The sequence below is a fragment of the Candidatus Methanoplasma cognatum genome, from assembly GCA_009777615.1.
GTDB classification, from domain to species: Archaea; Thermoplasmatota; Thermoplasmata; order Methanomassiliicoccales; family Methanomethylophilaceae; genus Methanoplasma; species Methanoplasma cognatum.
The window spans coordinates 567,467-589,604 of the sequence record WRLM01000001.1; the positions used below are offsets into that span (position 1 = coordinate 567,467).

19 protein-coding genes, 2 tRNA genes and 1 pseudogene are annotated in these 22,138 nt (G+C 50.5%); 14 read left to right on the forward strand and 8 right to left on the reverse strand.

Going from position 1 to position 22,138, the window contains the following annotated elements; genetic code table 11:
- The first annotated feature begins 97 nt into the window (after positions 1–97).
- The 8 genes from FWG96_02475 to FWG96_02510 all read left to right on the forward strand — a co-directional run bounded on the left by FWG96_02475 (position 98) and on the right by FWG96_02510 (position 9,801).
- Entirely contained in the window at positions 98–3,361 is a 3,264-nt protein-coding gene (locus FWG96_02475) for a hypothetical protein (protein ID MCL2032123.1), read from the forward strand.
- A gap of 278 nt (positions 3,362–3,639) precedes the next feature.
- Positions 3,640–4,656 carry an N-acetyl-gamma-glutamyl-phosphate reductase gene (gene argC / locus FWG96_02480; GenBank protein ID MCL2032124.1) on the forward strand — a complete coding sequence of 339 codons (1,017 nt, stop codon included), beginning with the start codon at positions 3,640–3,642 and terminating at the stop codon, positions 4,654–4,656.
- A gap of 1 nt (position 4,657) precedes the next feature.
- Positions 4,658–5,884: a bifunctional glutamate N-acetyltransferase/amino-acid acetyltransferase ArgJ gene (gene argJ, locus FWG96_02485; protein ID MCL2032125.1), complete on the forward strand. Its 1,227-nt coding sequence runs from the start codon at positions 4,658–4,660 to the stop codon at positions 5,882–5,884.
- The gene (argB, locus tag FWG96_02490) at positions 5,884–6,705 is read left to right on the forward strand and encodes an acetylglutamate kinase (protein MCL2032126.1); all 822 of its coding nucleotides are present in this window, start codon (positions 5,884–5,886) and stop codon (positions 6,703–6,705) included. Before argJ ends, argB begins: the two co-directional genes overlap by 1 nt.
- Before the next feature lie 2 nt (positions 6,706–6,707).
- On the forward strand, positions 6,708–7,880 hold the full coding sequence (locus FWG96_02495; GenBank protein ID MCL2032127.1) for an aspartate aminotransferase family protein: 1,173 nt from the start codon (positions 6,708–6,710) through the stop codon (positions 7,878–7,880).
- Positions 7,881–7,967: 87 nt separating this feature from the next.
- Positions 7,968–8,651 (forward strand): ACT domain-containing protein, encoded by a 684-nt coding sequence (locus FWG96_02500; protein MCL2032128.1) that lies wholly within the window; start codon positions 7,968–7,970, stop codon positions 8,649–8,651.
- Between the two features lie 45 nt (positions 8,652–8,696).
- Positions 8,697–9,185 carry a hypothetical protein gene (locus FWG96_02505; GenBank protein ID MCL2032129.1) on the forward strand — a complete coding sequence of 163 codons (489 nt, stop codon included), beginning with the start codon at positions 8,697–8,699 and terminating at the stop codon, positions 9,183–9,185.
- A gap of 70 nt (positions 9,186–9,255) precedes the next feature.
- Positions 9,256–9,801, forward strand: coding sequence for a hypothetical protein (locus tag FWG96_02510; protein ID MCL2032130.1), 546 nt, complete (start codon positions 9,256–9,258; stop codon positions 9,799–9,801).
- An 8-nt stretch (positions 9,802–9,809) separates the two neighbouring features.
- Here FWG96_02510 and FWG96_02515 read toward each other — a convergent pair whose 3' ends face one another.
- Complete coding sequence (locus tag FWG96_02515; GenBank protein MCL2032131.1) at positions 9,810–10,286, reverse strand: hypothetical protein; 477 nt, start codon at positions 10,284–10,286, stop codon at positions 9,810–9,812.
- A gap of 55 nt (positions 10,287–10,341) precedes the next feature.
- A tRNA-Thr gene (locus tag FWG96_02520) sits at positions 10,342–10,418 on the reverse strand.
- 146 nt (positions 10,419–10,564) lie between these two features.
- On the opposite strand from FWG96_02520, the gene FWG96_02525 reads away from it, so the two are divergent.
- The 3 genes from FWG96_02525 to FWG96_02535 all read left to right on the forward strand — a co-directional run bounded on the left by FWG96_02525 (position 10,565) and on the right by FWG96_02535 (position 12,131).
- Positions 10,565–11,281, forward strand: coding sequence for a peptidylprolyl isomerase (locus FWG96_02525; protein MCL2032132.1), 717 nt, complete (start codon positions 10,565–10,567; stop codon positions 11,279–11,281).
- 32 nt (positions 11,282–11,313) lie between these two features.
- Positions 11,314–11,388, forward strand: a tRNA-Arg gene (locus FWG96_02530).
- Between the two features lie 440 nt (positions 11,389–11,828).
- Positions 11,829–12,131, forward strand: a complete 303-nt coding sequence (locus tag FWG96_02535) for a hypothetical protein (protein ID MCL2032133.1) — start codon at positions 11,829–11,831, stop codon at positions 12,129–12,131.
- A gap of 140 nt (positions 12,132–12,271) precedes the next feature.
- Here FWG96_02535 and FWG96_02540 read toward each other — a convergent pair whose 3' ends face one another.
- Positions 12,272–12,601: a hypothetical protein gene (locus FWG96_02540; GenBank protein MCL2032134.1), complete on the reverse strand. Its 330-nt coding sequence runs from the start codon at positions 12,599–12,601 to the stop codon at positions 12,272–12,274.
- Positions 12,602–13,466: 865 nt separating this feature from the next.
- On the opposite strand from FWG96_02540, the gene FWG96_02545 reads away from it, so the two are divergent.
- Together FWG96_02545 and FWG96_02550 are read left to right on the forward strand one after the other, a co-directional pair.
- Positions 13,467–14,735 (forward strand): DUF4143 domain-containing protein, encoded by a 1,269-nt coding sequence (locus FWG96_02545; protein MCL2032135.1) that lies wholly within the window; start codon positions 13,467–13,469, stop codon positions 14,733–14,735.
- Between the two features lie 177 nt (positions 14,736–14,912).
- Positions 14,913–15,893 carry an asparagine synthase-related protein gene (locus tag FWG96_02550; protein ID MCL2032136.1) on the forward strand — a complete coding sequence of 327 codons (981 nt, stop codon included), beginning with the start codon at positions 14,913–14,915 and terminating at the stop codon, positions 15,891–15,893.
- A gap of 273 nt (positions 15,894–16,166) precedes the next feature.
- Here the strand turns inward: FWG96_02550 and FWG96_02555 are convergent, their stop codons facing one another.
- From FWG96_02555 to FWG96_02565, 3 genes are all read right to left on the reverse strand, one after another.
- Positions 16,167–17,573: an ATP-binding protein gene (locus FWG96_02555; protein ID MCL2032137.1), complete on the reverse strand. Its 1,407-nt coding sequence runs from the start codon at positions 17,571–17,573 to the stop codon at positions 16,167–16,169.
- Positions 17,574–17,811: 238 nt separating this feature from the next.
- Positions 17,812–18,507 (reverse strand): hypothetical protein, encoded by a 696-nt coding sequence (locus tag FWG96_02560; GenBank protein ID MCL2032138.1) that lies wholly within the window; start codon positions 18,505–18,507, stop codon positions 17,812–17,814.
- A gap of 415 nt (positions 18,508–18,922) precedes the next feature.
- Positions 18,923–19,834: a hypothetical protein gene (locus FWG96_02565; protein ID MCL2032139.1), complete on the reverse strand. Its 912-nt coding sequence runs from the start codon at positions 19,832–19,834 to the stop codon at positions 18,923–18,925.
- A gap of 328 nt (positions 19,835–20,162) precedes the next feature.
- Here FWG96_02565 and FWG96_02570 point away from each other — a divergent pair, with 328 nt between their 5' ends.
- The gene (locus tag FWG96_02570; protein ID MCL2032140.1) at positions 20,163–21,575 is read left to right on the forward strand and encodes a cyclic 2,3-diphosphoglycerate synthase; all 1,413 of its coding nucleotides are present in this window, start codon (positions 20,163–20,165) and stop codon (positions 21,573–21,575) included.
- Between the two features lie 53 nt (positions 21,576–21,628).
- On the opposite strand, the gene FWG96_02575 is transcribed toward FWG96_02570, so the two are convergent.
- Together FWG96_02575 and FWG96_02580 are read right to left on the reverse strand one after the other, a co-directional pair.
- Positions 21,629–21,751 carry an SEL1-like repeat protein gene (locus FWG96_02575; GenBank protein ID MCL2032141.1) on the reverse strand — a complete coding sequence of 41 codons (123 nt, stop codon included), beginning with the start codon at positions 21,749–21,751 and terminating at the stop codon, positions 21,629–21,631.
- Positions 21,746–22,120, reverse strand: a pseudogene (locus tag FWG96_02580) (sel1 repeat family protein). Before FWG96_02580 ends, FWG96_02575 begins: the two are co-directional and overlap by 6 nt.
- Between the last annotated feature and the right edge of the window lie 18 nt (positions 22,121–22,138).

The following is a 22,138-nucleotide window of genomic DNA, read 5'->3' on the forward strand; positions in this document are numbered from 1 at the left end:
TATTCACAGTCAATCTTCCGCCCGCCGCGGACGGCGGGCGGAAGCAATCTCAATGAATAAAATAAGGCAGGTAATTAAAATGAGACCTAAAAGTAAAATGAAATATGAAACGGCGTCCGAAAAGAAGAAGGGCACATCGTCCGAGACGAAACGCATCCTTTCTAAACGCGCCGCAAAACCTATGATGATAATTGCGGTCGCCATCATGGTTATGGTCGCCGCGCTGCCGCTCCTGCACACGGACACAGACAGCTCAGGGGAAATGATAGGTGATGTATCATGGGCAAGCAACTATGGCGGAACAAATCTTGATATCTTCAGTGACGTAACGGCGACAACCGACGGCGGCTGTATAGCGGTCGGTTATTCTTCGTCAGCATTAAGCGGCCCCGGCTGGTCTGTCGGCAACAATGGCAGCATAGACGCGCTTATCATGAAATTCGACAGCGCAGGGAACGTGCTGTGGGCAAGCAATTACGGCGGAACAGGTACGGATACTTTCGCCAGCGTAACGGCGACAATCGATGGGGGCTTTGTAGCGGTCGGTAATTCTCAATCACCATTCAGCGGTTCCGGATGGTCTGTCGGCAACAATGGTTGGGCTGATTTAATCATCTTCAAATTCGACAGCGCAGGGAACGTGCTGTGGGCAAACAATTATGGTGGAACAAATTCGGATTACTTCTCTGACGTAACGGCGACAGCCGACGGGGGCTGTGTAGCGGTCGGTAGTTCAGACTCAACATTCAGCGGCTCCGGCTGGTCTGTCGGCAACAATGGCTGGGCTGATTTAATCATCTTCAAATTCGACAGCGCAGGGAACGTGCAGTGGGCAAGCAATTACGGCGGAACAGATGGGGATGAGTTCAGTGGCGTAACTGCGACAACCGACGGGGGCTGTGTAGCGGTCGGTAATTCAAACTCAACATTCAGCGGCTCCGGCTGGTCTGTCGGCAACAATGGTTTGGCTGATTTAATCATCTTCAAATTCGACAGCGCAGGGAACGTGCAGTGGGCAAGCAATTACGGCGGAACAAATGGGGATTCCTTCGGTCGCGTAACGGCGACAACCGACGGCGGCTGTATAGTGATCGGTCATTCTACGTCAGCATTCAGCGGCCCCGGCTGGTCTGTCGGCAACAATGGCAGCGGTGACGCGATCATCATGAAATTCCTTTTCTTTGACACCGCTACGATAAATGCTTCTAATAAGGTAGTAGATTGGAACGGCTCCCCGCAGGCAATAGACACGCCGACGGTAACGGATGATGAAACAAGCCTTCCTCTGAGCGTAACATCTTCCGATATCGTGATCACATACACCGGAACAGGTGCGACCACATACGGCCCGAGCATAACCCCCCCTACAGATATCGGAACATACAGCGTTGAAGTTGTATTGGATCTTACGGGCTATTGGGCGCCTGTTGTAACGGTTACCCTTACGATCACTCCGGGCTATGCGATCGATATAATTGTGACGGGCACAGGTTCAGTCACTGTCAATGACGGAACGACCATGTATGGGCCGTTCACAGCATCCGACAGTATATTCGTGCCCACCACGACCACATCCGTGACATTCACGGCGGTTTCCGCAGGAGCGTATTGGTTTGAGAAGTTCATCATCACTCCGGATGGCGGAACGCCGTCCACATACTACAGCGATGTGCTGACCGCCTCGATAAGTTCCGACATGGAGATCGAGGTCAGGTTCTTCACCGGAGCGCACTTCACTATCACAGAAGGAACCAATATTGGTGACGGAAAGGTCCAATGGTCGATCGACGGAACCGCATACTACGACATACCGGCAGGCGGCAAGACCTTCCCTGTACTTACATCTGTCTACCTCAAGGCGGCCCCCAACAGCGGATGGACATTCTCGTACTGGATAGGCGTAGTCGAAGCAAGCGACACATACACACATTCCGCATCCTCGGATCTCACCGTCGCGGCGGCGTTCGTCAGCTCCGCTGGCTATTATGATGTGTTCGTCACTATAATTGGCAGCGGAGATGTGGAGATATACGACGGAACCACAACCCATGTAGTGACAGGGCCAGGGAGTACCATTGTGTTTGTTCCAGACACCGTCGGCGAGATAACGATCACTGCGGTCACCGGGACCGACGTGTTCGAGTACTCTGATATCGACTCAGGGAATGTCATCTTTGTAAGTTCAGTGAAGTGGCCCATATCGGCAGATATGACAGTTGATGCTAACTTCCTCAACGGGGCCCTGTTCAATTATTATGCGGTGGACGTGACCGTTGCTGGCAACGGCATAGTGGAGATAGACGACGGGACAAATGCCCATACGGTGAACGTTCCGTCGACCATCATCAATATACCGCAGTCTGTACTATCCATCTCAATTGAAGCGTTCCCCGGAATCGGATACGAGTTCGAGAAGTACGTCATCGATTCGGCAGATAATCTGCTGAACCCAGCCAATGTCTCCATAACCGGCGACATGAGCGTGACCGCAGTGTTCACCTATGCGCCGCCGGTACCGCCTTCGACCAGCAGCTACAACATCAAAGCGACCTCCGACGCCGGATCTACAATATCTCCGTCGGGTACTGTGGCGGTGACGCGGGGGGCGAGCCAGACCTTCCATTTCGCTGCCGCCGCCGGATACCACATAAGTGAGGTCATAGTGGATGGTATGGGTCTCTCTCAGGCTGAGATAGATCTCGGATACTATACCTTCCGCAATGTGAACATGAGCCACTCCATAGAAGTGAGGAGCGCCGAAGGCGGGATCACTCTGGAAATACGCATAACAGGCAGCGGCCATGCCGAATACAGCGTGAACGGAGCGCCGTTCGCAGTATACGGCCAGCCCGTCTTCCTTACTCAATTCTCCGACCTGACCCTGACGGCGTATCCCGTCGAGGGGTACAAATTCATTGGATGGAAGGTCGGGTCGCAGGAGTCGCCCGATTCGACGATATCCTTCGATAACGTAATGGAATCCATGGTTGTCTATCTGATCTTTGAGAAAGATGGGAGCGGAGGCTCCGCAGGTGGCGGCCTCTTCGGCGGCGCGGACAGCGCTCTCTGGTGGATCGCCGCGGCAGCGATCCTGCTGCTGGCGGCCGGCGCCCTGTTCTGGTTCCTCTTTTTCTGGAGGAGGGCATATGATGTCATCAAGGTGCAGTCCTCGGCCAGCATAATCGGCAAGGACAAGGCCCGCAGGAATAAGCCATACGAGTTCACCGTGGAAGGCTCAGGGCAGGCGGCCTACCGCGTCGGAGAGGACGGCGTGTGGAAGCCCGTCCCGTCCGGGCCGGGCGGAGAGTACGTCATACCCAAGAACGATGTGACCGACACGCTTACCATCGAGGTCCGCTGAACAGAAAACAGTTTCTCCTCCCTTCAAACCTTTTTCAGACGGAGCGCAGCGGACCTCCGTCTTATTATTTTTCTTGAAGAAGTCTTACTCTCGCTTGTCCCATTCTTTCCGGATTTATGTTTCGACAGTATTGTCACCGCACCCACATTACGTTTTCACATCGCCTTTTCTGTCACTTGGGCAACTTTCCCGACATTGACTGTCTTGTTTCAGACAACACTTATCTATCATGGTTAAATACTAAACTATTCTGCCCTTGTATCATCGGAAGTACGCATATGTACAAAGTCGGCATAATCGGAGGCACAGGATATACGGGAAGCGAACTGTCACGTTTGCTCTGCACTCACCCGGAGGTAGAGCTGGCAGCGCTCACTTCCCGTCAGAACGCAGGCAAGAAGGTATCAGATTCTCAAATGTTCCTAAAAGGTTATTCCGATCTTATTTTCACTGAGAAGATCGGCGACGCAAAGGATCTGGACCTGGTGTTCGTTGCCACTCCTCACGGCGTGGCGATGGGAGAGGTCCCCCCGCTCGCCGAGGCCGGGATAAAGGTGATCGATCTTTCCGGGGACTACCGTCTGCATGACGCGGCAAAATACTCCAAATGGTACGGGCACGACCACACCGATACGGAGAACCTCAAGCGCTCGGTCTACGGACTCCCGGAACTGTTCCGCGGAAATATAAAGGGCGCAGACCTCGTAGCTAACCCCGGCTGCTATGCCACGTCCATCATACTGGCGTGCGCTCCGCTGGTGAAAGCGGGCGTAGTTGATAATGATATCATAGCGGATGCGAAGAGCGGGACGTCCGGCGCCGGAATGGTGCCGTCCCCCCGCCTTCACCATCCTTTCTGCGGAGAATCCGTGATCCCGTACAGCGTAGGAACGCACCGCCATGCGCCGGAGGTCGAGGATGCCATCGGAATGTTCGCCGGCGCCGAGACCAGCGTGACGATGGTGCCCCAGCTGATTCCTATCGTGCGCGGGATACTTTCCTCCTGTTACATGAACCTGAAGAAGGGCATGTCCGATGAGGAGATAGCAAAGATATACGAGAAACAGTACGGCGGAGAGCGCTTTGTCCACTATGTCAAAGAGCCCTCTATACGCGCGGTGGTCGGATCCAATCACGCGCACGTTTCATCCAATGTCCTCGGCGGCAAGGTCGCGGCGTTCGGAGTTCTGGACAACCTTGTCAAAGGCGCGTCGGGTCAGGCCGTACAGTGCATGAACCTGATGCTCGGCATAAAAGAAACAGCAGGAATAGACACTCCGGGATTGGGTGTGTGAAATGATAGAAGAGATAGAAGGAGGCATAACGACCCCTCAGGGGTTCAAGGCCGCGGGAGTGCACAGCGGCGTCAAATATCGCGCGCTGGACCTGGGGATGGTGTTCTCCGAGGTGCCGGCATCTGCGTTCGTCGGTTACACCAGCAACGAAGTGAAGGCCGCGCCGGTGCAGGTGATGATAAAAGAGAACTCGCCGAAGTTTTCGGCGGTGGTCATAAACAGCGGCAACGCCAACGCGCTGACGGGGCGCCGCGGGATCGAGGATGTCATGGCAATGAAACAGACCGCCGCGCTGGAGCTCAACATCGACCCGATCGAGGTCGGGATAATGTCCACCGGCCTGATAGGGCGTTTCGTAGACATGCATAAGGTTCGCTACGGTATAAGCCGCGCCGCGCGCGATCTCGACCAGGGACGCGAGGCCGACGGCCTCTTCGCGGAATCGATCATGACCACGGACACGATAAAAAAAGAATTCTCCGTCCGCGTCCGCCAGGAGGACGGAACGCTGGTGTACATATCGGCGACCTCGAAAGGCAGCGGCATGATAGCCCCGCATCTCAAGACGATCCACGGCACCACTCTGACGATCGTGACGACCGACGCTTCGCTGTCGCCCGCCTTCAAAGCCAAATGGCAGGAGATCCTCGACGACACCCTGAACATGGTGTCGGTGGACGGGGACCAATCGACGAACGACACGGCGTTACTCATGGCGAACGGCAAGGCCGGCGGTTCCTTTGCGGATGAAGACAAAGAATTCATCGCCGCTCTGGAAACGGTGATGATGAAGATCGCAAAAACTATCGCACTGGACGGGGAAGGCGCGACAAAACTCATTGAGGTACAGGTGACGGGCGCCGATACGAAGGAGGACGCCCGGAAGGCCGTTCATAAGATAATGAACTCGCCCCTCGTGAAGTCAGCCATATTCGGATCGGACCCCAACTACGGACGCATAATGATGGCCCTGGGCAACAGCGGATGCAAGTTCAATGTCGAGGACGTACGCCTTACGATAAAGGGAGGGGACATGGAGGTCCCCATACTCGATTCCGGAGCGCCGGTGTTCCAGGAGGAGCGCGCGGTGGAGGTGGTCCGGATGGCCATGGACAACAAAGAGGTAATAATAGCAGTGGACCTCGCCTCCGGTAAGGAATCGGCGACAGGCTGGGGATGCGACCTAACGTACGATTATGTGCGCATCAACGCCGAATACGCTTCGTGATGGAAATGAAGATATTCGTTGTGAAATTCGGCGGCAACGCGATCCGCGGCAAGGAGGACATGATGCGTCTGTCCGGAGAAGTGGCAGAGCTCATCCGCAATGATATAAAGGTCATACTGGTGCACGGCGGAGGTCCCGAGATCTCGGCCGAGATGGAGAAAAGAGGTCTCATCCCGAAAAAAGCGGCCGGGCTCAGAATAACGGACGACAGAGTTCTGAAGGTCGCCGAGGAGGTATTGGGGGCGATCAACAAAGACGTGGCGGATCGTCTGAAAGAGGCGTCCGTTGACGCGATCGGCATGCCGGGCTATATGTGCACCCTTTGCAAGAAGAAGGAGCCGTACACGATCACCGAGGAAGGAAAGGAGATAACGGTGGACCTGGGGCTTGTGGGGGAGGTCATAGACGTCCGCTCCGATACCCTTCTGGACCTTCTGGGAGGAGGCGTAACGCCGGTGATATGCCCCATCGGAGAGGACGGGGAAGGCACCCGTCTTAACGTTAACGCGGACACGATGGCCGCGGGGATAGCGGCCGGCGTCGGCTGCGAGGAACTGATAATGATAACCGATGTTCCGGGAATACTTCTGGACGTGAACGATCCGTCCTCGCTGGTGAACAAGCTCACCCTGAAGGAAGTTGACGAACTGATATCAAAAGGGGTGATATCCGGAGGCATGATCCCAAAAGTGGACGCCTGCCGCAGCGCCCTGGATGCCGGCGCCGGGACGGTACGCATGGTGAACGGCAAGGACCCGTGCAGCATCCTGACCGAGCTGATGAAGAACGTACCCCACGGAACAATAATAACGAAGGGATGAAGATGAATTTCAAAGAGATAAAGGACCTCAGTTCTGAATATCTGTTCCAGAACTACGGGCGCATGGACATAGCATTCACTCACGGAAAGGGAGCATACCTGTATGATGCGGAAGGAAGAGAGTACCTCGATCTGGTGGCCGGGATAGCGGTCAACTCCGTCGGCCACGCGCATCCCGAGTGGGTAAAGACAATGCAGGAGCAGATATCCAAACTGATACACGTCTCGAACCTGTACCATGTGGGCGAGCAGGCGGAACTCGGAGAGAAACTGGCGTCGATATCCCCAGGCGGCCTTAAGCGCTCGCTGTTCGTCAACAGCGGCGCGGAGGCCAACGAAGGGGCGATGAAGCTCGCGGTCCGCTACACAAAGCGCGGCAAGATAATGTCCGCATACAACGGGTTCCACGGGCGCACCTCTGCGTCGCTCGGCGCGACCGGCCAGACCAAATATCAGGAAACGTTCGAACCTCTGATAAGCAACGCATACCGCTATTATGAGTTCGGGAACCTGGAGTCCGTCAAAGATATGATAGACAAAGACACCGCTGCCCTTCTGGTCGAACCTGTCCAGGGGGAGGGCGGCGTCGTCACCGCAGGTAAAGAATTCTTCAAGGGCGTCCGCGACCTCTGTTCGGACAAAGGGGTGCTGATGGTGGCCGACGAGGTCCAGACCGGCGTCGGACGCACGGGCAAGTGGTTCGGTATGGATAACTTCGGCGTGGTCCCGGACATAGTGACGCTTGCGAAAGGCCTTGGCGGAGGAGTGCCCATCGGAGCCGTGGTCACGACAGACGAGATTTCAAAGGTCCTGACGCCCGGCAGCCACGGGACGACCTTCGGAGGGAATCCTCTGGTGACAAGATCCGCATGCGCCGTATTGGACATAATCAAGAAGGAAGGCCTCGTCGAAAACGCAGACAAGATCGGCAGAGAGTGGATGGACGAATTGAGATCCGTCGGTTCGGAGAAGATCAAAGACGTCCGCGGGTACGGGTTCATCATCGGCGCGGAGCTCGATTCGAAGGAGACGGCCGCCGCCGTCCAGAGATCAATGCTGGAGAAGGGGATACTCGTAAACATCTGCCACGGCAACGTGCTGCGGCTGATCCCGCCTCTGATACTAAACTCTGAGCAAAAAGATGCGTTCATGTCAGCTTTCAAAAGTATTATCTGATATCGGACACAGGCGCATCTTTTTCCAAACTTTTTCAGACTTAATGTTCAGAATAGGACATAAATACTTGGAATGAGATACGAACGCATGTCCAACGGTATCTCAAAAGAAAGTCTCGCTGAAAGGACCAGAGCATATATCGATGCTCACCCGAGCATAAAGGACTGCGTAGCAAAAGGCCTGATAAATTATTCTTCCCTTGCAAGGATGATCATGAAGGACCTGGGCGTCGACAACGAGGAAGCGGTGATGATAGCATGCCGCCGCTACGCAAGCAGGCTCAACACCACCAGCGATCACGAGTTGAGCATACTGAGGATACTGAGGGACAGCAGGCTTGAGATGAGGACAAAGACCTGCATAGTTACGGCGAAGAACGATTGGACGGTCCTTCATAAAATGGACAACCTTTTCAAAGACCTCTGGAACGAGAACTCCATAATGCAGTGCGTGCAGTCCGCTTCAGCGGTAACGATCATCGCGGACAGCATGCTGAAGGAGAGGATCATCGACACCGTCGGAAGGTTCAATATCATTAAGATAAGAGAGAATCTCGTCGAGATAGCAGTCAAGTCCCCGGAAAAGATAGTGGACACCAGCGGCGTGATCGCTTACCTGATAACCAACCTCTCCGACGCGGGCATCAATATCGAGGAGACCGTGAGCTGTCACACCGACACAATCTTCATCGTAGGCGAGAGGGACATGATCAACGCATATTCCGTGCTGACCAAGTGCATACATTCAGCCGAGAACATGGTCAGCAACTGATCCGCGTAGATGATATGACCTCATTGGCTCAGGGAGGTGATGTGAATGAGTTATGCGGAGAAAGAGAAGGCCATCAAGGCTCTGTTAAGCAAAGCGCCGTTTGACCTCGAATGCAATGAAGAACATATGAAATTGTACAAAGTGGCTTTCACGCATGACAGCTATTCCAACGAACTGGAAAGAGGCGGCGTGAAAAAGGACGATGAGCCGTATGAACGTCTCGAATTCCTTGGCGACGCCGTTGTTGGTCTGGTGGCCTCCGAATATCTGTACCATCTTCTCCAAAAGCCAGAAGAAGGCGAGATGAGTAAAGAAAAGGAGAAAATAGTCGGCAATGAACCCATAGCGAAACGTCTGGAAGAGAAAAGGATCGATCTGTTCTCACTATGTACCTTTAGCAGCGGCCTCGAAGTCAGCGAGAAAAATCGAGCAGGCATAACGTCTTCGGTGTTCGAGGCTCTGATCGCGGCCGTATATTTGAACGAAGGATACGATAAAGCGAAAGGAATCGCTCAAAAGATCTTGATCGAGTAATGACCGTGATCAACCAAGCCAAGGAAGATACGGAGGCTGCGGCAAAGGCACAGAAGACCGGAGATCAAAAATGAAAAGGATCCTGTTCAGCAGAGACAGCGAATGTTTACAGCCGCTATTGGCTCTGATCGAAAAGCAAAAGCATAGAACATTGGTATTGTGGGCGCTCGAATATGCCGGGGAATTGACGAATAAATTTGAAACGAAATACCCGGACGAGACCAGACCGCGCGAGGCCGTTGAGATCAGCAGGTCATGGGCCCGCGGCGAGATCAAGATGCCGGTCGCCAAGAAGGCCATCCTTGCGGCGCACAATGCCGCAACGGAGATATCCGACGATATCGTTTATTGCTCCATGGTCCGCGCCGTCGGACATTGCTGCGCAACAGTACATGTGGAAACCCACGCCATCGGCGGACCCATCTATGCTCTCACGGCGATTGTGTACGAGCGCGGTCAAAATAATGCGCAAGCGGCGGTCGAAGCGGAATGCGGTAAATTATGCGAGCGGTTATTGTTCTGGGAAACAAACGTTGACACTGTTCAAACGCCGTGGGCGGAGTTCTTATTGAGGGACAATGTTCCCAATAAAGAGAAACTTTTAAGGGAAATGTAACGGCGCCCTCAGAGAAGTTTCTTTTTCAGAAAGGTTTCCCGGACCTTATACTCTATAAAATCGCCTCTGAAGTGCGTAGTGACTCTTCTGCACTGGTCCCTGCTCATGCGGGTCATGTTGAAATATGTGTGATAGTCAAAAAGGAAGGTATCGGGACATTCAGGCGTCCCCCCAATGCCCACGGCGATGAAAAGAGGGTCGGTCAGCACAGCATATGTGGCCTCTCTTTCCTGATATTCCTGCTTGTCGTAAAGGCTCAGGCTGTTCCCGGAGAAACTGGTCCGGTAGAGGCAATCCACCCAGAACTGAATGCCTTTGTACTCCAGCATGAGGTCCGGCTCCTGAACTCCTTTTATTTTCTCATCCAGTTTTTGGGTCGAACTCTTGGGGTCCAGCGCAGGAAAGAACCCGTGTTTGACCATCAGATCGTATACGGAGCGCTCAAACATGAGGCCGATGTTGAGATGATCTCGACTGATCCACATGGCGATATATCGAAATAGGGGATTAAAGGGTTCTTCTGCATTTTTCAAAGTCAAGTGGAGCCACCTCGGAGATTCGAACTCCGGACCTGCTGATTACAAGTCAGCCGCACTACCGGGCTATGCAAAGGTGGCTTGAATCTGCCGTATGTAGGCATTCCTTTTATTACTTTTCATGCACTAGGACATGTGGCTATTGTAGAAAAACGACCGACACTTTTAATAGGTTTGAGATAATCGCGCCTTCTATTGGAACAGAGACAAGGTCATGGTGATTGAAAATGGCAGACAATGACGCTAAAAAGATGATCCGCCTTGATTACAAGGCATACCTGGCGGACAGCGGCAGACTTTATGATACAACGAACGAGGCCGTCGCCAAAGAGGCAGACATCTACAATGACAAGTACACCTATGAGCCCATGGCATATATCATAGGGTCCGGTAAACTCTTCGCCGCCCTCGAGGATGCAATATCGAATGCGGAAGTGGGCAAAGAAACAGAGATACTCATCCCGGCGGAGGACGCCGCGGGCGCAAGGGACCCCAAGCTCATCGAGATCTATCCCATAAGGGAATTCTACAAGCAGGACATCAACCCGCATCCCGGGCTTCAGGTAACTCTCGGGAACCGCACGGGACATGTCATGTCCGTAGGCGCCGGGCGTGTTAAGGTGGATTTCAACAGCTCTCTGGCGGGATTCGACCTTCTGTATAAATTCACGGTCACCGAGGAGATCGAAGATCCCGTCGAGAAGGCGAAGGCCATTCTTGAGGTGAACTTCGGCACCAATGAAGGGTTCGAATTCGTATTCCCCGGTGACAAAGTGACGGTATCCCTACCGGACATAACAAAGTTCCACCCGGAATGGTCCTCGGCCAGATTCAAGGTCGTATCAGATCTCAGGGATGTGTTCGGCGTAGACACCGTAGAGTTCGTCGAGACCTGGTCCCTCGGCAAGAAGGATCAGGACGAAGAGGACCAGAAAGAAGAATAAAGAAACATCTTATTTCCAAACTTATTAATCTTGGACGGGTGGCCTAGTCTGGATATGGCAGCAGCCTCCTAAGCTGCAGGTCGGGGGTTCGAATCCCCTCCCGTTCGCTTCCTTCCCCCAGCCAGTACTTCGTTTTCAAAATCTTAAATTTTTTAGACTGTCTCGTTTACATGACCTCCTTTTGCCTATTTTCTCGAAAATATGTGATGTTATGCGCTCCGGATTGCTGTGTCCGAGCGCAACTTGAACAACATCAAGCGTAACGTCGGCATCCACAAGATACTGCGCATACGTCCTCCGGAGAATGCGGAGATTGAATCTGAATCCAACATCCGTGCAGACGTAATCTTTCAGTTTACGGGTGTTCTTGTCGCTCATGGCGCCAACGCCGCCATGAAAGGAGGGATGTTCAGAGGTTATTCCATGCTCTCCGAGGTACTCAGAATACATTCAACTATTCAGAAATGGGATAATCGAATACTACAATGCAGATCTGTTATACAACCCGCCTAACAAATACATATGTAACTGGGATAGATTTGAAGAGATGCTTTTCGAAATCGTAGAGAAAAATACAAAAATTTTGGACGGACCCGTTCCGAAACCTTGGTTGATACAGGTCACGATCCAAGGGGCAAAAGATTATTTAAATGAAAATAGGCATGACATGAGGTACATGGGGCGATTGGATCGTAACATGATTCATTCTCAGGAAGGTATATGGGACGAAGGAAATGATATTGTTCAAGCCATGAAGCCTGTTCTGGATTCTCTTGCCAATTGTTTTGACACAGCATATTCTGCATGTATCCGAGGGAGAGAAAACAGCGGGGCGTATTCTAAAAATTAATGAAAAATACAAGAACCGAATACTTTTCCAATCCATTCCAAAGTCGGCACGTTACTCTTAACAGTCAGTCGTTTCAGAGTCTATATTTTACGTTTGCGCCAAAAAATGACAATAGCGAACACCATTGTTTATGTTTTTATTTAGGGAATTAACGGCCTTTTTACTGAATCCTTAATCTCCACTCCGCATATGTCTATTTCAAATTTTTTCTCAATCAATGATAAGCGTTGGACATATGGTTGCACTAAATCCTTCTCAGCATCGGCATCTATATACTCCACTCTTATCTGCAAATTTTCTACATCTATCCCTATAGATCCTCCAGCGGACAAATAATAGAGGAAGCCTCCCGGGAATACATCTATATAACTCTCTTTAGGATATTTGGAGTATTTTTCATTAATAGCATCGAGTTTTACAGGAATCAACTCATTTTCCTCATCGAAAGGATATAGACGAATGCTTATCACCTTTGCAGATCTGCCGCCTACATTTTCTATACAGATTATCCTTCCTCCAACGAGCTCTTTTTCTCCTTTGTAAAATTCACCGTCACTAGATAAAAAGGTATGATTTTCATTAAAAAACGGTCTATTTTTGTTTTTAATACAATCTTCTTTTTTAATACAGCAATCAACCCAAATTATGACGTAAACGGATGATGCGCCGGCAATCGCCAGAATTATACCTATTACGCCTATGATAAATTCTTCTGAGAGCTTTGTAAACTAAGAGGCGGCTAGAACTGACACAGTAATTGTGGCAAACACAACGATGTGCCAAGTAATCGCCCTACTTAGCCTCTTTTTCATAACGAACTCATAGTTTTCTTGAGATAAATAGTTGATTAACATCTAGGCTTTCAGGAAATCATATTGAAGTTTAGGTCTTCAACCGAAACTTACTATTTGTTGATGAGAGATGTTGGCACATCTTCATTAAGGATATTCATAACACATGCCACTTTCCGGCTGAAAAGGCGCCATATCTATATGACGAAAAACCAGGCATTTAAGATTTCGAAGACTGCTGTCTGGACGGCTCACAGGAAATACGCCCCCTTTCACTCTCTTATTCCAAAAAGTTGGTCTGTATAATCAAGGTTGCGCATTATGGTGTGCGGCGGCGGTTCGTTGCTTTCTTATCCGAATGGCGAATTTTAATTCATAACTCTTCGCGGGTTTTTGAAATATAATGTTTCTTTCTTTGCAAACGTTATATTATTTTCATTGCAAACGTTATATTATTTTCATTGCAAACGTTATATTATTTTCATTGCAAACGTTATAATATTTACATGGCATATCTTATATCGTGACAGAAGAATACTTGGAAATGATAGGAGAAGTGCGCAATTTTTACCGTCCGAGGATCATAGATCAGCTGATAAAGGAAAAGCTTTCTGCGTTTGGCGGAGTACAGATAACCGGCCCTAAATCATGCGGTAAATCGTGGACAGGGGTTTTCCATTCAAATTCATACATGTTCTTGGGAGAAGAGGAAATAAACAACTCTGTTGAACTAAATCCGCAGGCCGCATTGGAAGGAGAATATCCCCATCTTGTAGATGAGTGGCAGGATATACCTAAACTATGGGACATCGCGCGAAGGAATATTGACTTCAAAAACAAGAAAGGCATGTACATTTTCACGGGATCGACCCAGATTCCATATGAAAAAACGTTCCATACCGGCATAGGCAGGTTTGCCCGCCTTCAAATGAGGACAATGTCCCTTTTTGAGTCGGGGGACAGCAACGGTGCGGTAAGTCTGTCAAAACTTTTTGATTCTGGGAGGACGGATGTTGCCAGCTCAAATCTAGACTTCAAAAAAGCCGTCAATCTGATATGCAGAGGTGGGTGGCCAGGGGCGCTCGAGGTCGATGAAAAAGAGGCGTTCCGCACGTCGTATGATTACATCGAATCGTTGAAAAAAGTAGACACTTCCCGCGTTGACGGGGTAAGGAGAAGTTCCACGGTTATGGGACTTGTCCTGAGGTCATTGGCAAGGAACAATGCAACATCAGCGAGCGTACCTACTATTGCAGCGGACATCCGCAGTGCAGGGGAGGATATATCTGAACAGACAGTACGCAGTTACATAGAAGTTCTCAAAAAATTATTCGTTATCGAGGAGCAAGAGGCGTGGCACCCTTATGTGCGTTCAAAGACGCGTATTCGAAAGACGGGGGTAAGGCACTTCATCGATCCGTCTTTGGCCGCCGCCGCCCTCGGGGCAAGCCCAAACATTCTTTTGAAAGACACAAAAACAGCCGGATTCTTATTCGAATCGCTGTGTTATAGGGATCTTTCTGCTTATGCATTGGCATCAAGAGGACGAGTATTTCACTACAGAGACGGCGCAGATCTTGAAGTAGATGCGATCGTTCAGACGGAAGATGGCAGGTGGGGCGCGGCGGAGGTCAAACTCGGAACCTTTGAGTTTGAAAAGGCGGCGTCGAATCTGACCCGTGTGAAGGACAAAATGGTGGCGGCTGGTGCAGAAGAACCCTCTTTTTTGATGATAATAAGTGCGACAGGCAGGGTGGCGCACACCAGACCAGACGGGATAGTGGAAGCGCCAATAGACTGTTTGGGGCCGTAATAATAACTATAAGCGTCGGTGTTCGAATCCTCTCCCGCTTGCCATTACCATGGATCGCTGCTTTTAAAGGTGAGTTGCAAACTCGAATGCGGGAATACTTCTATTATGAGATCAGAGCGGGGACAGCGGATCTCCGTTGTGCTGAAGTGTTATATTTGAAGAGCAATATCGGCGCATATGTCCTTCAAATATGCAGAATTGGAAAAAACGATAATCAACGCCGTAAGGGATTCTGTTGAAGGAAAGGATGTCGCCGTTGCCTTCTCGGGCGGATTGGACTCCGGATTGATGTCGGCAATTGCTAAAAAGTATGCCAATTCCGTTCATCTGTACACCTGCGGAACGAACAAGGCGCATGATGTGATCATGGCAAAGGATCTTTCCGAAAAGCTGGAACTGCCGTGGACGCAGGCCGAGATATCAAAAAGGAATGTCGAACCGCTGATAAAGGAAATGATCTCCGCCACAGGCACAACGGACCCGTTCACGATCTCTTATGAGCTGCAGCTGTTCTGTGTGTGCAGGGAAGCGAAAGAGAACATCGTGGTAACAGGCCAAGGTGCGGATGAGTATTTCATGGGCTGTGCAAAATTCGTTGATCAGACAGACAATGACTATGAGATGCACAGGGATGCGGCTGTGGAGAGACTTCTCAAGGTATCGATCCCGTGCGAGTTATCTATCGCCAAACACTTCGGAAAAGAGCTCCTCTACCCGTATATGTCGGAAGATGTCATCTCCGGCGTCAGGGGGCTCGGTCAGGATGAGCTGAGACCAAAGGATATGGACTCCAGGAAATCCATCCTGAGGGATATCGCAGAGGACCTGGGATATCCGTATATTGCCGCAAGGAAGAAGAAGTCCTCACAATACGGTTCCGGGACAACCGATATCGTCCGTGTGCTGGCAAGGGAGAAGGGATTGTACTACAATGAGTATATCGCGTCTCTGTGCGAAGAGGTACTCTTCCCCGAGCAGAAAAAGGGCAGAGGTTCAGTCATAAACGCACGCGTCGATTCTATCGTCAAGGTGGAGGCGGAGAGAATATTGCAGCAGCTGAATCTGTCTCCTTCCGAGGCCGTAGAGATGCTCTACCGAAAGATAATTGAGGATGGCGGCATACAGTCGATAGAAAGACCGCCGAAGGAAGACCGTTGAAAATTCAGCAGAGAAAGATCGAATCTTTTCCAGCCGCGCCGGGTCAATTAAATAACCTATGGCGGATCGTTCACAGGAACAGTGTTCACATCACCGGGTCTTTTCTGGGTAGCTTTCGGCATCTTGCATTGCTTTCCTGAATCGTGATTCACCAACTCGTGATTCACCAACTCACAAGAGATAGATAGTTTACCATCTTCCTGCTCTGGTGAAATCATAAGGAAAGGTCAAACCTCCCGCCCATAATTCATGCCCAAGTTCGCTTATTCTTCCTCAGCATGCCTCTTCCGGAATCAGATCGGTAAGTCCGATGAGTCTTATCTTATCGTTCTCTTTTGCAAGTCTTTGCATCTCTCCCGTGAACCCCCCTTTACTAAAAAAATAATAGTATTTTGTCGTTTGTTTGGGGAAGAGCATGCTTTTACGCTTAAGGTCCGTAAAGCTTTCTGTTCCCATCTTTTCATTCCTGAATTTACACTCGCCGAAAATGGCAGAATTTTTATCCAATGCAAGAATGTCGATCTCCTCTTCCTGCTTTTCTGCAGGGTTGCTGCCCCACCATCTGCCTATTTCCTTCGGAGAAATAGGTAATGAATCGTAATGTTCCCACAGGTATTGGGTGCAGACACTTTCGAACGCCCTTCCCATGAAATTGTTTATCGCGGGCCATATGTTATCAATGACCCTTTGTCCCTGTCCCTTTGCGACAAGCGTCAGATTATCCTGAACGTATCTGAACCAAAATTTGAACATTTCGTCATCCAGAACGTAGATGCTCTTTGTGCCGGTCTTTTCACCAAGCGGTTTTTCCTTAGCGACCAGGCTTAGGCTTATGAGTTTTTTAATATAGATATCGCACAAGTTCGAGGGTTTATTCACTTTGCTCGCGATCTCCGACATTTTCGTACTGCCGTTCGCTATCGCCGTGATTATTGCGTTATATATCTGCGGCTCCCTCAATTCCTGTTTAATCAGATTGCTGGGTTCCTCAAACAACAGTCCGTTCTGTTTAAAGAATAAATTCCTTACATTATCACTCAGACTTTTTTCATCGTCTATCTGTGCAAGGTAGAACGGAGTTCCGCCGAAAATGCCGTATGTTAACAGTTTATCCTCTTTAGAATAATTCGGAACAAATTTTATCGCGTCGTAATAATTGAACGGTTCGATCTTGAACTGGGCGGTGCGTCTTCCGTACAACGGACTTTTTGAACTGAGGACCTGGCGTTCCATGAAGCTCATGGACGATCCGCAGAGGATCATCATCATGTCTGTGTTCTTAAAATCTGCATCGATGTATTTTTGTAAAAGTGACGAGAACGCTTTTTCCGCTTTCGCCAGATAGGGGTACTCATCGATCACCAGAACAACCCTCTCACGCTGTGCTGTTTCAGAGATCATATCTAACAATTGCATAAAATCCCTCGGTACCATCTTTGCGGTTATTCCTTTATTGGATTCTGATCGAAATTTGTATACAGATTCGGTGAACGCATTCAGATTATATGATGCGGAGTTTTCCACTCCGGTGAAGAAGATTGTTCTCTTATCTCTGCAGAAATGGTTTATGAGTTCTGTTTTACCGACACGCCTGCGGCCGTATATCACGGCAACTTCGAGTTTGCTGCTTTCATACATCTCATTCAATGCCTGAATCTCCTGTTCTCTTCCGATGAACATCTTGAGCACTCCAATTCATATTATGATATGTCATATCATGATATGATTATTAAACCTTACCTACAAAGGAGATCAGAATGATAGTCTTTCCTAGAGTCCCCACCCGGGAAGGGGGTCAGAACCTCCGTATTAATGACAAGCACTGCTAAGGTGGCTACTACGACCTTCTTGTTCACTATGATTCTCCGATCTTTGTAAGAAGTTTATGGAAGATGTTTGTTAATATTGCTCTTTGATCTCAGGATTTCGGATGCGCAATGAAGAACTTCATCATCTCCTCGCCCCAGTTGAATGAGTTGGGGGGTTCGCAAGCGAAGGTCTGGAACGGATTCTCCGGGTCGTAGTAAACTGTGCTTCCCGGGAAACAATGACCAGTGACAGGCCTATCTCCAAAGGGAGCGCTGGAATAATAGTTATGCGATATGAACTCGAACACGGTCCCGTTCGCGTTTGTATACCGGGTGTGCGTGTATGTGCTGTCTTGCGCGATGACCACTCCTGCTCCCATGTTCCATGCGGATATCACAGCATCCCTCTGGGCTATTCCCCATTCGTAAAGTGCTACAGTATCCTGTATTCCAAATATATATATGATCGGGATCTCATATTCGGGCATGTCTCCTTCGGTGAAAGTGCATCCTGGGTATCCGGTGCCGCCAATACCGGCGGAAGCCGGGGCCGCTGATGCAAAGAGGTCAGAGTGGTCGCGTATGGTGCGCCACGTGTATCTTCCCCCGTTGGAGAAGCCGGTCACATGTATGCGGTCCGGATCTATGTCAAGCTCGTCGATAACGATACTGATCATCTCAAACAACGGATCGTCGAACTCAGGGGGGACCCTATTGGTCGGAGTAGTAGGCTGAAGTATGGCATATCCGTACTGCTGTCCAAGTTCGCGCAGGTTGGTCCCGTCATTCTCTTGTTTAGCATCCATGGTTGCGCCATGCATATCAACGACCAATCCAACCGGACCATCCAGAATTTGTTCAGGGATCTCTAAGTCGTAAGTGAACCCATTATACGTGTAAACATAGTGCCCCGGGGAAGTGTCGCTAAGGACGGTATCATTTCCATCTTTATCATCCCATATGATAAAATAGGCCGCGACTAAAACTATGGCGGCCACTACCACCACTGCACCAATAATCATAAAACTTGTTTTCAATAAAACTCCTCCTTTTAAAGTTTGTATTTAAATATTTGCCTATATAGTATATAATGATTGTGAAAGGATGAATTATGAAACATAGGCGCGCCAGCGAAACATAATATAAAAATTTGACAGTGAGTCCGATTGCGAACATCACTATCGTTGTTAATGTTGTTTGTTCATCTAGCTTTGCTTTGCCTCAGGATTTTGGATGCGCAATGAAGAACTTCATCAGCTCCTCACCCCAGATGAACGAATTGGCACCCTCACAAGCGAAGGTCTGCTTCGGGTCCGCCGGGTCGTAGTAGACCGTGCTTCCGGGGAAGCAGTGTCCTCCGACAAGTCCTCCGGTCAGCTCAAAGGGAGCGTTGGACGCGTAGTCGTGAGATATGAACTCGAATACAGTTCCGTTCGCATTTGTATATCGGGTGTGCGTATATGTGCTGTCTGTTGCGATGTTCACTCCTGCTCCCATGTTCCATGCGGCAATTACGGCATCCCTCTGGACTATTCCCGTCGGGTAGCCTGAATCCTGCGTTCCGTACATGTACAGGATCGGGATCTCATACTCGGGCATCTCATCCCCCGAGAATGTGCATCCGTCCGGGAGGGTGCCGATGCCGCTGGCCGCCGGTGCCGCCGACGCATAGAAGTCGGAATGGTCGAGTACGGTGCGCCACGTGTACCTTCCTCCGTTGGAGAAGCCGGTCACGTGTATGCGGTCCGTATCAACGCCGAGCTCGTCGACGACGATGTTGACCATCTCGAACAAGCGCGCATCATAGTCAGTAAGGATCGACCTTGTAGGTGTCGAGGGTTGAAGTATGACATATCCGTATTTCGGTCCGATCTCGCGCAGGTTGGTCCCGTCGTTCTCCTGATCGGCGTCCATCGTCATGCCATGCACGTCCAGGACCAACCCTTTTATCTCATTGGGGATCTCCAGATCATATGCGATCCCATCATATGTGTAGGTATAGTGTCCGGGCGAAGTGCTGCTAAGGACGTTATTATTCTCATCTTTATCATTCCACAGGGTGAAGTAGGCCGCGACTAAAACTACGGCGGCTACCACTACCACTGCGATAATTATCATAACACTTTTTTTCATTAAGAATCCTCCTCCTTTGTTTAAAAAGTTTGTCTTTTTAACAACCACCTGTATAATATATATAGGTTATGCTGGATGTAACCGGGCACCTCTTAGCATCTTCTTTCCAACGGATATCGCAGTTTTATGACGTAACCGGCATCTTTGGGATACAGATACCTTGGTCATCCGCCGCACATCGAACATAACTCCCCGAATTTGTAAGATTCAGGAAACAGGCCGTCAGGACATATTGTGTCGGCGCCCCTGCTCGACGTTATGGTTTTATAAGACGAGGCCCCAGCCCAGAAGATCAAAGGTGAAATAGGCGCAAACAGAAAATTTGATAATGGATAGAGAGCATAGGGCGAAACGGAGCCTAAGCTATACCATAAAGGGAAAGGAGACCAGGAAAATGAAAGAAGAAAAACAGAGAAAAATTATAATAATCGGTGCAGCTGGGCGCGATTTTCATAATTTCAACACGTTCTACCGCGACAACCCCCTGTACAAGGTCGTGGCGTTCACCGCCGCACAGATACCGGATATCGCGGACAGAAAATATCCGGCCGCTTTGGCGGGTTCGTTGTATCCGGACGGGATACCCATACACGCCCAGGATGAGCTGGAAGCTCTGATCAAAAAGTTAGATGTTGATGAATGTGTGTTCTCGTACAGCGACGTCCCGTATCCGTTCGTGATGAGAATGGGTGCAAAAATTAACGCGGCCGGGGCAGACTTCTCAATGATGGGTCACAAGAACACCGCGCTCAAGAGTACGAAGCCGGTCATCGCAGTAGGCGCAATACGAACTGGCTGCGGAAAAAGCCAGACGAGCCGCAGGATCGCAGAGATCCTGATGAAGAAAGGCCTCAAAGTGATCGCTATACGCCACCCGATGCCTTACGGAGACCTCGTTGCTCAAAAGGTTCAGCGGTTCGCCACTATCGAAGACCTTACCAAGCATAAATGCACCATTGAGGAAATGGAAGAGTATGAGCCCCACATAGTAAGGGGGAACGTCATCTACGCCGGGGTCGACTACGAGGCCATCCTCAGAGCAGCCGAGAACGACCCTGACGGTTGCGACGTGATACTGTGGGACGGAGGGAACAACGATTTCTCGTTCTACCAGCCGGATCTGATGGTGACGATCGTTGACCCGCACCGCCCCGGACATGAACTCTCATATTACCCCGGCGAGGTAACGCTGCGCATGGCCGACGTAGTTGTGATAAACAAGATCGACAGCTCTGATTTTGAGAACATCCAGACCGTGCGGAAGAACATCGAAAGCGTGAACCCTAAGGCCATCGTAGTGGACGCCGCCTCCACGCTGAACGTCACGGACCCTAAACTGATCAAAGGCAAGCGGGTTCTGGTGATCGAAGACGGTCCGACTCTCACGCACGGTGAAATGAAGATCGGCGCGGGGGTGGTCGCGGCCCACAAGTTCGGAGCCGCAGAGATCATCGACCCCCGTCAGTATGCGGTCGGGAAACTTGCGGAAACCTACAGGATATATCCGGGCATCGGCAAGCTCCTCCCCGCGATGGGCTATGGCGAACAGCAGATGAAGGACCTGTCGGCCACCATTGACAAGACCGATTGTGATTCCGTTGTCATTGCTACTCCGATAGATCTGCAGCGTGTGATCAAGATCAGTAAACCCTGCACCCGTGTGGGGTACGATCTGCAGGAGATCGGCAAACCGGACCTGGAGAGCATACTGGATGATTTCGTGAAGAAGATCAAAAAGTAAATCATAAATGCAAAGGGGAAGCTGGTGAGCCGATGGCTCACCGCACCCTATCTTTATTCTTCCAATATCTCTGCAAGGGCCTTTATCGCATCGTCATTGCCTTGCTCGGCGGAAAGCCTGTACCATCTAACCGCCTCCTCATTGCTCTGCGGCACGCTCTTTCCGTGTCTGTACATCCAGCCCAGGTCCCTCTGCGCGTCCGCGTTCCCCTGATCAGCGGAAAGCCTGTACCATCTCACCGCCTCCTCATTGCTCTGCGGCACGCCTTTCCCCCTTCTGTACATCCCGCCCAGATTGTATTGAGCGTCGGTGTTCCCCTGCTCGGCGGAAAGCCTGTACCATCTAACCGCCTCCTCGTCGTTCTGAGGAACGCCCATCCCGTTCTGATACATCACGCCCAGATTGTTCTGCGCGTATGCGTTCCCCTGCTCGGCGGAAAGCCTGTACCATCTCACCGCCTCCTCGTTGCTCTGCGGGATGCCTCTTCCCTTTCTGTGCATCCTGCCCAGATTGTATTGTGCTTTTGCACATCCTTGTTCCGCAGCAAGCCGGAACCATCTCAC

What these genes read in the sequence shown, in the direction of transcription:
- FWG96_02555 (MCL2032137.1), bottom strand. Translation starts at nt 17,573, where the DNA reads ATGTTCATCGGAAGAGAACAGGAGATTCAGGCATTGAATGAGATGTAT.
- FWG96_02535 (MCL2032133.1), top strand. Translation starts at nt 11,829, where the DNA reads ATGCTTTTCGAAATCGTAGAGAAAAATACAAAAATTTTGGACGGACCC.
- FWG96_02550 (MCL2032136.1), top strand. Translation starts at nt 14,913, where the DNA reads ATGTCCTTCAAATATGCAGAATTGGAAAAAACGATAATCAACGCCGTA.
- FWG96_02525 (MCL2032132.1), top strand. Translation starts at nt 10,565, where the DNA reads ATGGCAGACAATGACGCTAAAAAGATGATCCGCCTTGATTACAAGGCA.
- argJ (MCL2032125.1), top strand. Translation starts at nt 4,658, where the DNA reads ATGATAGAAGAGATAGAAGGAGGCATAACGACCCCTCAGGGGTTCAAG.
- FWG96_02570 (MCL2032140.1), top strand. Translation starts at nt 20,163, where the DNA reads ATGGATAGAGAGCATAGGGCGAAACGGAGCCTAAGCTATACCATAAAG.
- FWG96_02510 (MCL2032130.1), top strand. Translation starts at nt 9,256, where the DNA reads ATGAAAAGGATCCTGTTCAGCAGAGACAGCGAATGTTTACAGCCGCTA.
- FWG96_02495 (MCL2032127.1), top strand. Translation starts at nt 6,708, where the DNA reads ATGAATTTCAAAGAGATAAAGGACCTCAGTTCTGAATATCTGTTCCAG.
- argB (MCL2032126.1), top strand. Translation starts at nt 5,884, where the DNA reads ATGGAAATGAAGATATTCGTTGTGAAATTCGGCGGCAACGCGATCCGC.
- FWG96_02500 (MCL2032128.1), top strand. Translation starts at nt 7,968, where the DNA reads ATGTCCAACGGTATCTCAAAAGAAAGTCTCGCTGAAAGGACCAGAGCA.
- FWG96_02565 (MCL2032139.1), bottom strand. Translation starts at nt 19,834, where the DNA reads ATGAAAAAAAGTGTTATGATAATTATCGCAGTGGTAGTGGTAGCCGCC.
- FWG96_02515 (MCL2032131.1), bottom strand. Translation starts at nt 10,286, where the DNA reads ATGTGGATCAGTCGAGATCATCTCAACATCGGCCTCATGTTTGAGCGC.
- FWG96_02475 (MCL2032123.1), top strand. Translation starts at nt 98, where the DNA reads ATGAAATATGAAACGGCGTCCGAAAAGAAGAAGGGCACATCGTCCGAG.
- FWG96_02545 (MCL2032135.1), top strand. Translation starts at nt 13,467, where the DNA reads ATGATAGGAGAAGTGCGCAATTTTTACCGTCCGAGGATCATAGATCAG.
- FWG96_02575 (MCL2032141.1), bottom strand. Translation starts at nt 21,751, where the DNA reads ATGTACAGACACGGAAAGAGCGTGCCGCAGAGCAATGAGGAGGCGGTT.
- argC (MCL2032124.1), top strand. Translation starts at nt 3,640, where the DNA reads ATGTACAAAGTCGGCATAATCGGAGGCACAGGATATACGGGAAGCGAA.
- FWG96_02560 (MCL2032138.1), bottom strand. Translation starts at nt 18,507, where the DNA reads ATGGATGCTAAACAAGAGAATGACGGGACCAACCTGCGCGAACTTGGA.
- FWG96_02505 (MCL2032129.1), top strand. Translation starts at nt 8,697, where the DNA reads ATGAGTTATGCGGAGAAAGAGAAGGCCATCAAGGCTCTGTTAAGCAAA.